General features: G+C 43.7%; 11 protein-coding genes and 1 pseudogene. 7 read left to right on the forward strand and 5 right to left on the reverse strand.

The window, feature by feature from the left end; translation table 11 throughout:
• Positions 1–224 precede the first annotated feature (224 nt).
• Positions 225–2285, forward strand: coding sequence for an alpha-amylase family glycosyl hydrolase (locus tag Q5H80_RS20035; RefSeq protein WP_304569893.1), 2061 nt, complete (start codon positions 225–227; stop codon positions 2283–2285).
• 111 nt (positions 2286–2396) lie between these two features.
• Here the strand turns inward: Q5H80_RS20035 and Q5H80_RS20040 are convergent, their stop codons facing one another.
• Positions 2397–2909, reverse strand: coding sequence for an RNA methyltransferase (locus tag Q5H80_RS20040; RefSeq protein ID WP_304569894.1), 513 nt, complete (start codon positions 2907–2909; stop codon positions 2397–2399).
• Positions 2910–3182: 273 nt separating this feature from the next.
• Here Q5H80_RS20040 and Q5H80_RS20045 point away from each other — a divergent pair, with 273 nt between their 5' ends.
• Positions 3183–4844: a methyl-accepting chemotaxis protein gene (locus Q5H80_RS20045; RefSeq protein WP_086051326.1), complete on the forward strand. Its 1662-nt coding sequence runs from the start codon at positions 3183–3185 to the stop codon at positions 4842–4844.
• Positions 4845–4950: 106 nt separating this feature from the next.
• Here the strand turns inward: Q5H80_RS20045 and Q5H80_RS20050 are convergent, their stop codons facing one another.
• Positions 4951–5820 carry a LysR family transcriptional regulator gene (locus tag Q5H80_RS20050; RefSeq protein ID WP_009846245.1) on the reverse strand — a complete coding sequence of 290 codons (870 nt, stop codon included), beginning with the start codon at positions 5818–5820 and terminating at the stop codon, positions 4951–4953.
• A 319-nt stretch (positions 5821–6139) separates the two neighbouring features.
• The gene (locus Q5H80_RS20055; RefSeq protein WP_304569895.1) at positions 6140–7777 is read right to left on the reverse strand and encodes a methyl-accepting chemotaxis protein; all 1638 of its coding nucleotides are present in this window, start codon (positions 7775–7777) and stop codon (positions 6140–6142) included.
• A gap of 255 nt (positions 7778–8032) precedes the next feature.
• Between Q5H80_RS20055 and Q5H80_RS20060 the strand changes: the two genes are divergently transcribed.
• Entirely contained in the window at positions 8033–8458 is a 426-nt protein-coding gene (locus Q5H80_RS20060; protein ID WP_009846243.1) for a DUF3010 family protein, read from the forward strand.
• 103 nt (positions 8459–8561) lie between these two features.
• On the opposite strand, the pseudogene Q5H80_RS20065 reads toward Q5H80_RS20060, so the two are convergent.
• Positions 8562–9461, reverse strand: a pseudogene (locus tag Q5H80_RS20065) (DMT family transporter).
• Between the two features lie 122 nt (positions 9462–9583).
• Between Q5H80_RS20065 and Q5H80_RS20070 the strand changes: the two are divergent.
• Together Q5H80_RS20070 and Q5H80_RS20075 are read left to right on the forward strand one after the other, a co-directional pair.
• Entirely contained in the window at positions 9584–11014 is a 1431-nt protein-coding gene (locus tag Q5H80_RS20070) for a PLP-dependent aminotransferase family protein (RefSeq protein ID WP_304569896.1), read from the forward strand.
• Between the two features lie 251 nt (positions 11015–11265).
• Positions 11266–12429 (forward strand): amino acid permease, encoded by a 1164-nt coding sequence (locus tag Q5H80_RS20075; RefSeq protein WP_304570738.1) that lies wholly within the window; start codon positions 11266–11268, stop codon positions 12427–12429.
• A gap of 317 nt (positions 12430–12746) precedes the next feature.
• Here the strand turns inward: Q5H80_RS20075 and Q5H80_RS20080 are convergent, their stop codons facing one another.
• Positions 12747–14726: a methyl-accepting chemotaxis protein gene (locus Q5H80_RS20080; protein ID WP_304569897.1), complete on the reverse strand. Its 1980-nt coding sequence runs from the start codon at positions 14724–14726 to the stop codon at positions 12747–12749.
• 432 nt (positions 14727–15158) lie between these two features.
• On the opposite strand from Q5H80_RS20080, the gene Q5H80_RS20085 reads away from it, so the two are divergent.
• On the forward strand, positions 15159–15332 hold the full coding sequence (locus tag Q5H80_RS20085) for a hypothetical protein (protein ID WP_304569898.1): 174 nt from the start codon (positions 15159–15161) through the stop codon (positions 15330–15332).
• Between the two features lie 127 nt (positions 15333–15459).
• Complete coding sequence (locus tag Q5H80_RS20090) at positions 15460–16044, forward strand: TetR/AcrR family transcriptional regulator (RefSeq protein ID WP_304569899.1); 585 nt, start codon at positions 15460–15462, stop codon at positions 16042–16044.
• Positions 16045–16057 lie beyond the last annotated feature (13 nt).

Consider the following 16057-nt stretch of genomic DNA (forward strand, 5'->3'; position numbering starts at 1 on the left):
GCTTACGGGATAGATAACATTAGAAACAGAGAATGACTTATTCTCAACAAGGCTGTTTACATACCGCATAAAAATATCTTCCTGTACAAATCTCATTCCGACTCAAAAATCAGCACTTCATCATAATATGTATAAGAAATTAGCCACATATTGTGACCTCAGTCTCTCAGCCTACCGTCTACTCCTATTGCCACTAATTAATGGAGGATTTATAGAATATCAGGATGGTGAATAATAAGTTAAATCATAATAATAAGGACCTTAACGTGAAACTTTCTCTATCCAATACCGCGTTGGCCGTTACCGCCATCCTACTTGCAGGTTGCCAATCTGCACCTGAATCAGTTCAAGAACCAACAGCATACCAATGCCAAACCAATACCAATGCCGACGTGAATGACTTGAGGATCTATCAAGTGATGGTCGAAAGCTTTGTCAGTGGCGATGACTCAATTGGTCATGGGACAGGCTATGGAACCAGTCACCATAACGGAGATATCCAAGGTATTATCGACTCACTTGATTACATTGAATCTCTTGGCATGAACGGTATTTGGCTAACCCCAATCTTTAATTCAGAGCCTATCGAAAACCAAGACCATTGGGCCGATAGACTGGATGCAACCGGTTATTTTGCCACCGATTATTTCAATATCGATCCGAGATTCGGAACGATGGAAGAAGCTAAAACCTTAGTTGAAGAAGCGCATGCTCGTGGGCTTTATGTCTTCTTTGATGGCGTATTTGGCCACCACAAAAAAAACGTAGTGCCGTCACCAACAGGTAAGCTGCCCCAAGGAGAGGATAATCCAGTCTCATACCCTGAGAGCCTAGCCTTCTATCAAGAAGTTGCCGAGTATTGGATCAAAGAGCTCAAAATTGATGGTTGGCGCTTAGATCAAGCTTATCAAGTGCCAAAAGAAGCTTGGAGTCAAATCAGAGAAACGGTAGACACCGCTTCTTCTCAAGTCGAATACGTAAACAGCGAAGGTAAAACCGTGAACCCTCTGGGTTATATGGTCGCGGAAATTTGGGCAGGTGAGAACCGCATTATTGAAACAGGCTACGGTTCAAATGAAGCACCGGCCTTATGTTCTGCGTTTGATTTCCCGATGCGCTACCGCCTGACGGAAACATTTGCTGTAAACGAAGCTGGCGTGGGGAACAAAGGTGGAGAGTGGCTTGCAGAAGGCATGTCTTTACATTCGTTATACCCAGACCACGCGAAGCCAAATTTAATGATCGGTAACCATGACCTTGTGCGCTTTGGTGACTTATTACAGCGCGGTGATATCGCTTCTCCACAAGACAAAGAGTATTGGCAGCGCTATAAAGCGGCATTTTCATTCCAAGCGGCTTATACCGGCCCAATTACGACCTACTATGGGGACGAGATTGGCGATCAACTAGAAGGTTTTGCAGACAAAGTATGGACTGATGACTGCGCTATTAATGGCTTGTGCGATGACCACGTAGCCCGTACTAGCGGTAAAGTAGAAGGTGTCACAGCCCAACTCAATGCGCACGAAAAAGACTTAAAGCAATACGTGACAAACTTGATGAAACTGAGAGAAGCGCACCCCGCTCTATCACAAGGTAAACGTACAAACCTGATGGCCAATGATGTCGCGTATGTCGATCACAAAGCCTATGAAGGCGATGCTGTTGTCTACGCAGTGAACGTTACCAACAAAGAACAAACCATAAAACTAACCAAAGAAAAAGTCGGCTCCATAGCTGATCTGACGGATATTGAATCCAAGCAATCGATCTCAGCTATTGATGGCCACTACTCTATCATTCTAAGTCCATTTGAAGCTCGTTTCTTGTCGATAACACAGCCAAGTGAAAAAGGGCCAATTGCGGCGATACTAGCGACAGGAAATGAAGTTGGACAAGGCTTCATGGCTCAATGTGACAATCCAACAATAAAAGCTGAAGGCCCTATTTCGAGCCCGCTTTATGTGGTTGGCAATTTTGCTGATTCAGGTTGGAAACATGTCGATCTACGAGAGTTTGAATATAAAGGTGACAACACTTATCAAGTCGTCACCACTGAAAAACCGGGCAGTTATCGCATGCAATATGCATCCAAGGCTTGGTCACCACAGTTTACAGCGGATGGGCTTAACCTAAAGTTAGGACAGCTTAACTCATTAATTAAAGGTGGTTACGGACAAGATACCGCTATCACTATTCGGAATGCTGGGCAGTATGTATGGAGCTTACAATTCGATGATGCGGGGCAACCATTAAAAATTATGGCTTCAAAATGTGCTGAATAGCCAAACCTAAGATCCGAGATCAACCAAGTAAAAACCCCTTATTCCTACGAATAAGGGGTTTTCTTTAATCTGCATTGGATATTAAGAGACCATACACGATTAGAACGATATCTACCCCTGATTCACTTGCAGGTGATTACGGTTATCGCGGCTTTTCTTGATCAGCTCGTTGCTCTCGTCCATTTCATCTGACTTAGCAAGGCGATCATAAAGTAACACATTCACTGTTGCTGCTAGATTCATGCAACCTACCGTTGGTACATAAACAACATGGTCAGCTCGGTCAGCGACATCTTGAGAAATAGAACCATCTTCAGGGCCAAAGATATAGATAGCGTTCTCTGGGTGTTTAAAACGTGGCAGTGGTGTTGCACCTTCAGCCAACTCCACACATACGATCTTAGTTTCTGAATTAAGGTTATCTAAAAACGACTCGACACCAGTAAGCGGGATAGTGCGCGTTGCACTCTTGGTATCAGTGTGAAATTTTGCAGCCTTGTCGTAGCGTTGCCCTGTGTATTTAACTTCGTCGACTTGGTAGCAACCCGCCGCACGCATAACCGCGCCAACGTTTGTCGGGCTCTTTGGGTTAGTTAAACCAATAGTCACATGGCTCTTGTTCATGAATCTTTCTCACTTAACGAATAGACATAGCAGGGTGCTACAAAGCGTCGCATTCTACCAAAGCAGCGCCAAATTCAAAAGCATCGAAACGAACGGCTCTTTTTACAACTAAGCGCTTAGTTGCACCACTTATCACTTCAAAACCTAACCGTCATCATATTTATAAAACAAAAAGATTTTAGGATAACAATTCAACAACAAGTCCATTTACATTTTGAAACCACATTAATAATGTGTTGAAAATTGCCTGAGACAATCACATAGGAAGTGCTAATGACCCTCACCATCAAAAACCGCCTTTATATTCTCTCTTTTATCCCTTTGCTGCTAATGGCAATTGGGATGATGAGCGTGACGTATATGAAGAGCACTGAGCTAACCGCACAACAAGTAGAATCGACGCGTAGCAATATGATGGCGATGAAACAAAAGGAACTCAAAGCGTACCTGCAAATGGCTAAGTCTTCGATAACTCCTTTCTTAGAAAAAGGTGCCACGCTTGAAGAAGCATTACCCACATTAAAAACTCTAGAATATGGTGAGTCTGGTTATATTTTTGGCTACAGCTCTAAGGGTGTAAGAATCGTCATCGGACAAGGTACCGATGGCATTGGTAAAAATTACTACGACCTTCAAGACAAACAAGGCAATTACCTAATCCAAGACCTGATTAAGAACTCAAAAATTGGGGAATTCACCACTTACTACTTTCCTAAGCCAGGTCAATCCATTGCGTTACCAAAACTCAGCTACTCAATCTTTATTCCACAATGGGATTTAATGCTTGGAACTGGGTTTTATACTGACGATATTGACGCCGTGATCAGTGACATGAAAGAGAGCTCGAATGCTGCGCTACAAAGCTCACTGACTGCTATTGCAATTTTCTGTGGTTTGATTGCCTTAGTGGTAGCGGTTTTCGCTGTTGCAGTGAACCGTACCATCATGCAACCACTCGAGCAATTTGACCGTTCGATCAGTGCCTTTGCAAGTGGTGAGGCCGACCTAACGGCTCGAATGGAAACATTCAAAGCGCCTGAGTTCGCCAAACTTAGTGAGAACTTTAATGCCTTTGTTGCTAGCCTACAGACCATCATTCGTAGCGTGAGCGATGTTGGTCAGCAAGTTGTATCAGAAACGAGCAGCATGTCTTCTCGCGCAGCTCAGGTCGACGAGATAGCAACAGGTCAACGTGAAGAGACAGAACAAGTAGCAACGGCGATGACCGAGATGACGACAACAGCGCAAGAGATCTCAAGCAACGCAAGCCAAGCGGCTGACTCAGCTAAACTTGCTGAGAACAATGCAAAAGAAGCTCAGCAAATAGTCAACGCTGCTGCAGGTTCCGTAGCAGACCTTGCAAGTGAAGTATCAGAAGCAAACACTGTCGTCTCTCGCCTTGAAGGAGATGTACAGAACATTTCATCTTCACTGACTGTCATTCAAGATATAGCGGAACAGACCAACCTATTAGCACTAAATGCGGCGATTGAAGCCGCGCGAGCTGGTGATCAAGGCCGAGGTTTTGCCGTAGTTGCGGATGAAGTTCGTAAGCTTGCAAGCCGCACACAAGAGAGTACGGGCGACATTCACAAAATGATCCAACAGCTAAAATCCGCTTCAGATGCCGCGGTGAAAGCAATGGATTCGAGCCAAAGCAGAAGTGCTCAAACGGTAGAAGAAGCAAATGCAGCAGCTGCAGCACTTGCTAAAATTCAAGATTCGATTGATACCATCATGGACATGAACTCACTGATTGCGACGGCGACTGAACAGCAAAATATTGTTGGCCAAGAGATCTCTCAGCGCATTGTTGTAATTTCAGACCAAAGCTCTCAATCGGCATCGCTAGCGAACCAAAACCGTACAGGTAGCCAAAACCTAAACAGCCGAGCAAACGAATTGTACCACTTGGTTGATCGCTTCACGGTTTAATGCTTAATGCTTAGCAAGTAAAAGCTATAGAACATCAATAAAAATGGGCTTCAGAATCTTTGTTCTGAAACCCATTTTCTTGTCCATAGTGTCTTGCCAGATAGAACTAGTCTAATTGCTCAGACAAGAAATCGACTAACAAGCGAACCTTTGAAGACAAATTACGGTTCTGTGGGTAAAGCGCCCAAATCCCCTCTTTATCGTCTCGGTAATCAGATAACACCTCAACCAATTCGCCAGACTCAAGATCTTCACTCACGTAATATTCTGGTAGCTGCACTAAGCCAATACTCTGTTTCGCTGCGTCTTGTAAGGCTAAGCCACTGTTACATTTAATGCGTCCATTAACCCGAACTGAGCGAGGTCGCCCATTTTCTTTAAAACGCCAATGCTCAAAGCCCCCGACTAAACATTGATGATTACTCAACTCAGAGAGCGTATGCGGTTCACCGTAACGTTCAATATATTCAGGGCTGGCGCACACGTAGAGTTGGCGTTGAGACAGCTTCTTTGCCACAAGACTCGAATCTTCTAAGCGACCAAGACGAATAGCAACATCGACACCCGAATCAATAAGGTCGAGCTTTTGATTGGTCAACATCAGCTCAAGTTCGACTTGTGGGTGGAGCTTTAAGAACTGATGAAGTATCGGGGCGAGTTGACGCTCACCATAAGTCACAGGTGCAGTTACTTTCAGCAAACCTTTCGGCGTGGATTGCATCTGCGTGACGGCTAACTCAGCAATTTCTAAACCCTCGACCAACAACTTACACTGCTGATAATAGAGTTGCCCAGCCTCTGTTAAAGAAACCTTACGAGTCGTTCGATTGAGTAGTTTTACTGCGAGGCGTTCCTCGAGATTTGCCACTCTACGACTGATTTGAGCCACTGATGTAGCGAGTTTCTGTGCGGCACCAGTAAAGCTTTCGCGCTCTGCCACTGCAACAAACTCACTTACCCCTTCCCAATTGGCCATGCCTCTACCCTATTTTGAACTATGGTTACCCATACAGTGTATTGAAGATATAGATCGGTGTCACCTAGCTTAATATGCGCCGTGCACATACAAAGGCCTTCATTGCAGCTAATATCGCATTATTTACAAGGCTCCAACCGACCGAATCTACAAAGTTCGAACCGACCTCGTATTACAAATACTGTTATCAAAAAAACTCGTACCCAAAAAGAAAGCCCGCACTCATTGAGTACGGGCCTTATTGCTGTCTGTTATGGATGAGTGAGGGTTAAAACTAGAAACGATTAGCCACTCACTTTTGCCTATTCAGTCTCAAGTATCACACTTCAAACTGAGAGACTAGGCTATCAAGTGCTTCACACTGTTCTGCTAGTGAGGAGCACGCATTCTCAGCATTGTTTGCCATTTCAACCATTTTCATCGTACTTTCCGCGATACGTTGAACATTCTTGTTCACTTCTTCAGACACCTGAGACTGCTGCGAAGCCGCTGTTGCGATTTGCGTATTCATATCATTCATCTTGCCAATTGAATTACGAATCTCGCTCAATGAAGAAGCCGCAGTACCGGCTTGAACAATGGTTTTCTCGCCACTCACTTTGCTTTCTGTCATCACGCCAACAGCATGTTTAGCGCCTACTTCTAAGCGTTCAATCATTGACTGGATTTCCCCCGTACTGTCTTGAGTTTTACTTGCAAGCGCACGGACTTCATCAGCAACTACCGCAAAACCACGACCTTGCTCACCAGCACGTGCTGCTTCAATCGCCGCATTTAATGCCAATAGATTAGTTTGCTCTGCAATGCCTTTGATCACGCCAAGAATAGAAGCAATGTTCTTCACATCAGTATCCAATTCCTGAACCACACCGCCTGCATTCTCGATATCATGCGCAAGGCGTTCAATGGAAGTCACGGTTAGGCCCAAAGTGCTGTCTGCTGATTCCACTTCATTATTTGCAACATTACTTGCGGTTGCCGCATCTAATGCGTTACCACTTACCGTTTCACTGGTCGCTTGCATTTCATGAACGGCAGCCGCGACTACTTCACTTTCTTTCTGTTGATTCGAAGAGAACTCAGCCACATTCTGCGTTATTGATTTGATGTTTTCCATCTCTGCACGTACGGCATTTGATGTCAGAATCACTTGTTCAACAGTGGTATGTATCTTACTAACAAACTTGTTAAACGCTGAACTTAAGCGAGCAATCTCATCAGAACCTTCAACTTTCATTCGCTGAGCCAAGTTACCATCACCCGATGCAATTTCATTCATCGCTTTCTCTACGCTCTGAATCGGCTGAACGATAAAACGGTTCGATAACCACATCGAAAACAAAGCCGCAAGTACCGCCACGGCCATACCTACTTCGATGATCAGCTTACTTTCTTCAATCGAGTCATTAGCTTGCTGGCGAAGCTCTTTTTGTTTAACTGCAATCAGCTCTCTAATATAGCCGAGTTGATCGTGAATAATCGAAAACTCAGCGTCTAACGCTGGCGAGTAATCGAGGTTGTATTGAAGAGCATTGGCAGGATCCGCAAACATTGGCTCATGCAGCGCTACCCACTTTTTCATCGCCTTAACCAATTTTGCTAGCTCGTCTTGAGAAGACGAGTCTAATACACCTGCGGTATATAGGGTTTGAACACTTTCAAAGCGTGGAACGGCTTTGTAAGCGTTGTCTTTGAATTCGAATTGTTGATATTCAATTGCCTTTTGATCTTTCGCAAGCAACAGGCCTTGGGCAGATGCAATGACTTGATAGATATCTCGGTACCCATCTTCTAGGTTGTCGAGAACCGGTTGAACCACATTATTGAGCTCATGGTTAATCGCGGCTTGCGCGTTAGATTTAATCACGTTAAGCACAGTAACCGTTGAGAATACAATTACGATTACCATTAGCGGAATCGCAATTTTACTTTTAATAGAAAGGTTTTTGATATTCATAAGGTGCAGTAACCACACAAAAAATAAGGACGCGCGAATAATATACGGTATTATTGAAAAAGCCAGATAAAGTTTGTGAATCTCATCGCATATCGAACTCGACCATCGAACAAGCGATTTGTATTTAACCAGACGTCAACCTGAAAAAATAAAAGTGGACAATATTGAATTTATTTACCTTAGACATGTTCTATTACTGGAGAAGTCATCGAAATAACACCATAATATAGGGCTCTAAAATAAGTAGGTAAGAACATGAAAATTTGTGGTGTTGAAATCAAAGGTAACGATGCAGTCATCTGTCTTCTATCTCTATCAGACGGTGTATTTAACATTCCTGATTGCCGAGTTTCTAAAGTTGCGATTAGTGACGCAAACGACACACAGAATATGAAAGATTTTCAATTTTCTTTTGCAAAGTTAATGGAAGATTACCAAGTAGAAAAAGTGGTAATTCGTCAACGCCAAACTAAAGGCAAATTTGCTGGCGGTGGCTTCGGCTTCAAACTAGAAGCGGCAATTCAGTTGATCGACGGCCTAGACGTAACCGTTGTATCTCCGAATGAAATCAAAGAAAGCCTTAAGCGTAACCCTCTTATGATGAAGTTCAAAGAAACTGGCCTTAAGCAGTATCAAGAAGCACCGTTTACCACGGCTTACGCTTGTTTAATGCAGCGCTAATCAATAGTCGCTAGCCAATATTGATACAGAAAGAGCCTGAATATTCAGGCTCTTTTTTGTTTCTAGCAAGCGACTTTAAGTAGAGTTAGTTTTGCTATTCACATTACCGCTCTAACGCAGTTCGTCTACGGAACTTAATCAACTCAGGCTTTTTCACCACCAGATAAACAGCGGTCGCTGACAACGCGAAGCCTATTGCGCCGTAAATGTCGAACGACTCTCCGAAGATAAGCCACGCTTGAATGGCTGTTATGGGTGGAACCAAGTAAAACACCGATGCCACACTTGAAGAAGCGCCATGCTCTACCATGTAAAGCAGTAATAAAATGGCAATGCACGATAGAACAATCACTAGCCAAGCAAGGGTCAACGTGAACTCGATAGTCCAGTTCACCTGCATAGTTTCGTAGCGCATTGCAAAAGGTAAGAACAATGCTGCTGCAGCCAAGTACTGCACCATCGCGCCACCGACCATATCTGTACCCTGACAAAAGCGCTTCTGATACAAGGTACCGACCGTGATACCAACCAAAGAAACCAAACACAGTAACGTTGCCATGCCTTTTTGGTCGTCTGACTGCCACTCAATATTGCCCATCAGCACTAAGCTAATACCTGCGAAACCAAGGGCTAAGCCTAGCCATTGTGCGAAGTTAAAACGCTGCGAGGTACAGCTGATCATTATCAATGCCGTCAGAATCGGTTATAAGCCAACAAGTAGAGAACTCAACCCGGCAGGCATACCCATATCAATCGCGAGATAAGTGCCACCAAGATAAAAACCATGAATCAAGATACCTACCACACAAGCGTGGAAAAATGCTCGGCCACGAGGAATACGACGCTTAAGGATTGCAATCAAAACCAAGAATAGCGCCACGTTGGCTACCATCCTAAGTGAAAGTAACGTTGCGGGTTCTGCGTATTCAACACCAAGACGTGCGCCAACAAAGCCTGACGACCACAATAGTACAAACACAAACGGAATCATTTTAATCAGCATTACAAATCTCTGGTCAACTCTTCATCAATGCTGTTACCTTAGTTGGGTACAGATAACTAATAAAGATACAGATATAACACTTTAAATGGTTACAGGTTGAGTGTGAGCAACGAGGGGGAAACGTGGAAGCAGAACTCAGCGGTAATAAATATCTCGCTATAGAACAACACATTAAGGCTCAGATCGATAAAGGGATCTTTCACCCAGACGACCGCTTGCCTTCCATTCGTCAACTCAGCGAACAACTCGGTGTGAGCAAAAACACCGTGATTCGCGCTTATCAAGAATTGGAAGCGACAGGCTGGGTTTATTCTGTACCTAAATCAGGCTATCGCGTAAAAGCACCGAACACCACCATCTGTGATGCACCGAGCCAGCCTCAAAAAGTCGATCTGCTTTCAGTGACTAAATCGGTTCTTTCTCGCCCAAAAGGCCGTCTAAAATTGTTGGCAGGTTCAGCACACCCGAATATCAACAACCCCGCTATTCGTAGCTTGTATGCCGAAATCGGTCGCCATAGTCGTTTGCAAACTCAGCTTCCCGGTTATTACCAATTGCCTCCCGGCGACGAGCAATTAGTAAAACAGTTGTTAAAGATCACCCATGATCTAGGCGTACCTGCGGGATCGAATGAGATTGCGATTACACATGGTGCTCAACAGGCGATCAGTCTGGCTTTACGTGCATTAACCAAACCGGGAGACATCGTGGCGGTCGAGTCACCGTGTTACTTCGGTAATCTACTTTTACTTGAATCGCTTGGTTTGCAAGCACTAGAAATTCCAAGCAGTATTAGCCACGGCATTGACATTCCATCACTACAGAGTGCGTTGAACAAATGGGAAGTAAAAACCTTACTGCTAACACCCAACTTTACCAATCCAACGGGTTCACGAATGCCATTGGCTAACCGAAAGGCATTACTGGAGATCTCCGGATCTTTACCGATTATCGAAGACGATGTATTCGGTAGCTTGGCATTCGACATCCCCATTGCCAGCCTCAAAGAGCTTGATGACCAAGATCGAGTCATTTACGTCAACTCTTTGTCCAAGACCTTAGATTCTCGCTTGCGTATTGGCTGGCTGCTCTCAGGTCGTTACCAAGCTCAAGTCGAAAAATACCTGCTATGCGACAACATGGGCAGCTCCAATTTAATGCAATCAGCGGTTGGGCACTTCCTCACCACGGGGAAATATCGAAGTCATTTGTCTAAGATGAAGCGACTCTACCAAGTCAATCAAAAGCAATTCCAAAGCCTGTTAATACAAGCGCTTGATAACTATGAACACCTTGTTGGCCGCTACCATCTGTCAAAGCCTGAGGGATCTTTTCTAAACTGGATCACGTTACCTGAATCTGTCGATAGCTACGCGATTTATCAAGATTGTTTGAAGCACAAATTGGGAATATTACCTGGCACAGTATTTGGGACAAACGATCAATATAAACACTGCTTGCGCTTCACGGTAGCGAACATCGAAGAGAGTAAAGAATGGAAAGAAGGGGTTGTGACACTAGCGAAGATAATCGCGAAGCATACTTCTTTTTAATCGAATATTTCTGACTGCTAGATCATTCAACAATGAGCAAACGTTAACTAAAACAACGAATACAATCACCAAGAAAATGCGTCAACCGATCACAGATAACACTCCAAAATACCTTTGTAAGTTTTTTAGAAAATTTCAAAAATTATTAGAATTTAATCCCTAACTCTAATGAGTATTTTGTTAGTCTTGGAAACAATTATTTACAATCCAAACAAAAATTATTTGGATCGCTAGAGGTTGTTTTTTTGAATATGAAATTATTCGGTAGTTCCCTAATTCTTTCGGGAACTGCACTAGGGGCTGGCATGTTGGCCATCCCAATGGTTTTAGCTCAGTTCGGCTTTATGATCAGCTCTGTGCTGATGCTGCTGATTTTTGTTGGCACCACATACTCAGCACTGCTACTCGCAGAAGCCTGCACCAAAACCAAAGACAACAGTGGCATGAGCAGTGTTGCTTACCTGACTTTGGGCAGCAAAGGTAAACATTTTATCAATGCACTCTTCTACCTGCTGTTGGTATGCATGCTCATCGCTTATATCTTGGGTGTAGGCGACATCATTCATAAGCTGCTGCTCGACCTTGGTGTCGATGTCTCTACATCGGTTGCCTATACCATTTTCAGCCTATTGATGGGTGTAATTGTAGTATCAGGTAAATCCTACATCGACAAACTGAATCGCGGACTATTCATGTTGATGGTAGTCATGTTGTTTATTGTGATTGCTTCTCTGTTTAGCAACATTCGTTTGGATTACCTAATTCAAACTAGCCAATACACGGCCAATGACGTGGTGCAGTACAGCGCGGTTATCTTTACTAGCTTTGCCTCTATGGTGGTGATCCCGTCACTGGTTATCTACAACCGCGAAGCGACTCAAAAGCAGATCCGCAATATGATTCTGTTGGGTTCGGTGATTCCACTAATCTGCTACCTGACTTGGTTGTTCGCGATTATCGGTAACCTTGGCACAGATGCAATCAGCCAATTCCATAATATCTCAGAACTGATCTCAGCGTTTAGCGGACAGTCTGCTTGGCTGAAAGTCGTGATTGCGCTGTTCTCAGCATTGGCATTGGTGACCTCTTTCCTTGGTGTGTCCATGGCGCTTTACGACCAAAACAAAGACGCTGTTACCAATAACAAGCTGCTGGCTTACGCTCTGACCTTTGTATTGCCTTTGGTACTCGCTGAACTGTTCGCGAGCCAGTTTGTGAGCATGCTGGATTATGCGGGCATGGTATTGGTGTTCTTAGCTATCTGGGGCCCTCTGGCGATGGTAGTTAAGGTTCGTAGACCTGATTTCCCTCACCTACAAACCGAAGGCAGCTACACAGCAGCTGGTGGCGATACGGCACTGATGGCAACATTCGGTTTTGGTGCGTTGATTTTTATCTCTTGGTTTATGGGGTAAGTTGCGCGAAAGGCAGTATCAATTACGACCACGATTATATGATCACGCTTACACAGTACCGCTCGTAGTCAATAACTGGTCTTGTTAAAAATCTCGATAATTTCGCTAAAATTTTGATTGTAGACTAATGACTGTTCGAAACGACTTGTCGAAAAGCTGTGCCTTATTCTCAAGCTTTTTTCCTGCGCTATTTCTGATCAGTGACTTACTGTTGATATAAAGTAGAACCAAGCATCTAGAGTCTTTAAAAACAAAAAATGTCCCGCACTAGGCGGGACATTTTTTATATACGATAGAATACTTCTAGCTCTGAGCTGCTAACTCTTAAACGTATTCGAAAGCTCTTTCAGCGATGTTGCCAACTCAGCTTGTTCTTTCGCTGTTGCAGCAATTTGCGTTGCGCCCGTCGTAGATTCTGTCGACTTCTGCTCTACCGCCACAACGTTCTGAGCAATATCTTGAGTCACTACTGCTTGCTCTTCAGTTGCGGTTGCGATCTGCTCTGCCATGCTGAATATTTCGCTCACAGCCCCTGAAATATCTTGCAGGGTCTGTTCTACTCCTCGTGAGTCTTCAACCGCTCTTGAAGACATCTTCTTACTGTTATCAATCACATTGAACGCTGTTTGCACGTCCGATTGTAGCGAGTTAATGAAGCCTTCAATTTCCGAAGTGGACTGTTGCGTACGCTGAGCCAAAGTACGAACTTCATCGGCTACGACAGCAAAACCACGACCTTGTTCACCAGCACGAGCGGCTTCAATCGCTGCATTTAACGCTAACAAATTGGTTTGTTCGGCAACAGATTTAATCACATCAATCACACTGTTAATGTTGTTACTACTTTCGTGTAGATGAGTGATTTTTTCAGCGAGGCCGTTAATCTCAGAAGCCAAGGTTTCTATCGACTCATAAGATTGTTGAACCGTGCTTAAGCCTTGCTGTGATTGTTCATCAGCGATCTTCGCTGAGCTTGCCGTTTGCTGTGTTTTAGCCGCGACTTCATTCACCGTCGCTGATAACTCTTCTGTTGCTGTCGCAATCAAGCCAATCTGGTCTTGCTGTTCAACTAAGGTGCTTGAGTTGTATTGGCAAGTTTGCGCCGTCTCTTCTGCTGCTGAAGCAAGTGTCAGGCTAGATTGAGATAGGTTATCGATAACTTGAGAAAACTTCTCTAATGTTTCATTAAGCGACGATGAGATTTGACCCAGCTCGCTATTGCCTTCGTAAGTCGCACGAACGGTTAAGTCATTGTCATTTCGGACTTTAGAAAGTACTCGCGTTAGATCTTTAACTCGAGTAGTTAAATCAGTAATGGCTTTGAAGCTAACAAAAGTTGCGAACAAAGTGATCACAACAAATATCACAATGCTTCCCATCATTGCTGATTGAGCTTGCTGAGTTTTCTGATCCGTCAGTGTAATAAGAGACTCTGCTAACTGATTTTCGGTCTTCTTCAGCTGAACAATTCGTGCAGTCGATTGAGCAAACCAATAAACAGGATCGACATCAAAACCACTCATTTTCGATTCAGCCACATCACGAAGTTTTTCCACTTCAGCCACCGAGCGATCATTCAGTTGCTGTTTAAAGAAATCAACGTTATCTGGGTTACCCAAAACTTCAAAGTTCGCAAAATATGTATTTTGCTCGGTTACCAAAGAGATGAATTTAACCAGCATACCCGGGCCAAATTCATTTTTAGAAAAAGTGTTGTTGAGAACCGCACGTTCGATACCCGCACGCTCTTTACCTTGTAGAAAGTTATAGTAGGCGATGGTTTCTGTCGTGATGGTGGCATCAGTACTTAGCTCAGCAATTAATGCAGATACACTCAATAACTTAGCATTAAGTTTGGTGTAGTAACCTAATGCTTCAGAAAGCGGAATTGATTGAGAGTCCACTCTATTGCGAATCGAAGTCATTTGGTTGAGGCTTTGGCTGATTTCAGTATTCAGACGCGCGATCTGCGATAAGTCGATTTCTTCAGACTGCCAGTACTCGGTTCTTTGATTACGTTTGCTGTCTGCGTTAATTCTTTGTGCTTTTAGCTCACTGCCAAACTTGTTTCCCTGTGACCCGATAAAACCAGCGGTCATACCACGCTCTTTCTGTAACTCGTGCACCAACTCACTGTACACAACCGACAAACGCGTAAGTTGGTTTAATGACGACATTTCACTGGTGGTTTCTACGCTTTTTGAAATGGCAGAAACACTAAGCCATAAAAACCCTAAGATCGGTAAGATAAGCAAAGCGATGATTTTTTGCTTAAATGACATATCGGTTAAATTCATTATTATTTCCCTAACAACTAACAACTAACAACTCTTCTCAGTCATCCAATCAGGCTTCCTTCTAATGGGTGCGCCTTAATTGTGACCCTATAATTATTCAAGCTGACCCATGTAAACCATGACCTAACCACACAGTTCAGCGCAGAGGACGTTAACATTTAACCTTATAAAACTCATTGGTTTATGAATAAAACTGTTAACTATCTGACTTAACCAGACGAAAAACACGTGTAACAACATTTCTCTGGCGCAGTGACTAAAAATTGACATACCTTGCATAATCATAAAGTGGTAGATTAGTACTCACTGTGTAACCCTTACCAAGCTGTTCACTCACGATCATCTATATATTCAGTCTCAAATATGTATACTGCCGAGCCCGTTAAATAGAGACTCGCTGTAAATAGGCGATAACCACTGAGAGGTATTTTTATGGATTGTCCTGCTTGCGAAGAACACATTGGATGGGAATGGGTAGAAGAGGAAGCAATCGAACCCAATGAAGAATTCGATTGCCCAGAGTGCGAAGAAACGCTGATGTACACCATCGATGAAGGTACCTATTACGGCGCACAACACAAGACCGTCGAAGTTGTTGATGATTAGAGTTTTTTATTACCGATTGATGCTCTCGATCTTTGCGAGATTGCCAGATTAACCAGACACACCTTTACTAGAACGATCGTTCATCTTAAAATACTAAACATATGTTCAGATTAATGAAGTAGATGTTATGGCCAAGACAGCGAAGTTCGATAGACAAGACGTAGTAGATAAAGCGACTAACCTGTATTGGGAAAAGGGCTTTCACGCAACTTCTATGCGCAATCTACAGGACGTGATTGATATGCGTCCGGGCAGTATTTATGCGGCTTTTGGCAGCAAAGAAGGCTTGTTTAAAGAAACATTAGCTCGTTATACCGAACTCGGCATTCTCAACCTGAACCGCTTTCGCAGCGAAACCGACTCTCCAATCAAAGCGCTCGAAAGTTTTGTAAAACGTGCGGTTGTCGAATCAAAACAAAGTTCGCCAAATGGCATGTGTATGCTGGCTAAAACGGTCGCAGAGCTGACTGATGAACACGCAGAGCTATTAGCAGAAGCGAAGAAATCACTAAAGATCATGGAAGGTGAGTTCGCCAAGTTGATTACAGAAGCGCAAGAACTGGGTGAGATCAATAAAGAACGTGAACCGACGCAACTTGCTCGACATGTTCAGGTTCAAATCGCGGGCCTGCGTACTTACGCCAAAACCTGTGACGATATCGATTTACTTAATTCTATGGTTGAAGACGTATTTAAGTACCACCCTTTTTAGCGTCTGACCTGAT

The organism is Vibrio sp. SNU_ST1 (genome assembly GCF_030563405.1).
GTDB lineage: Bacteria > Pseudomonadota > Gammaproteobacteria > Enterobacterales > Vibrionaceae > Vibrio.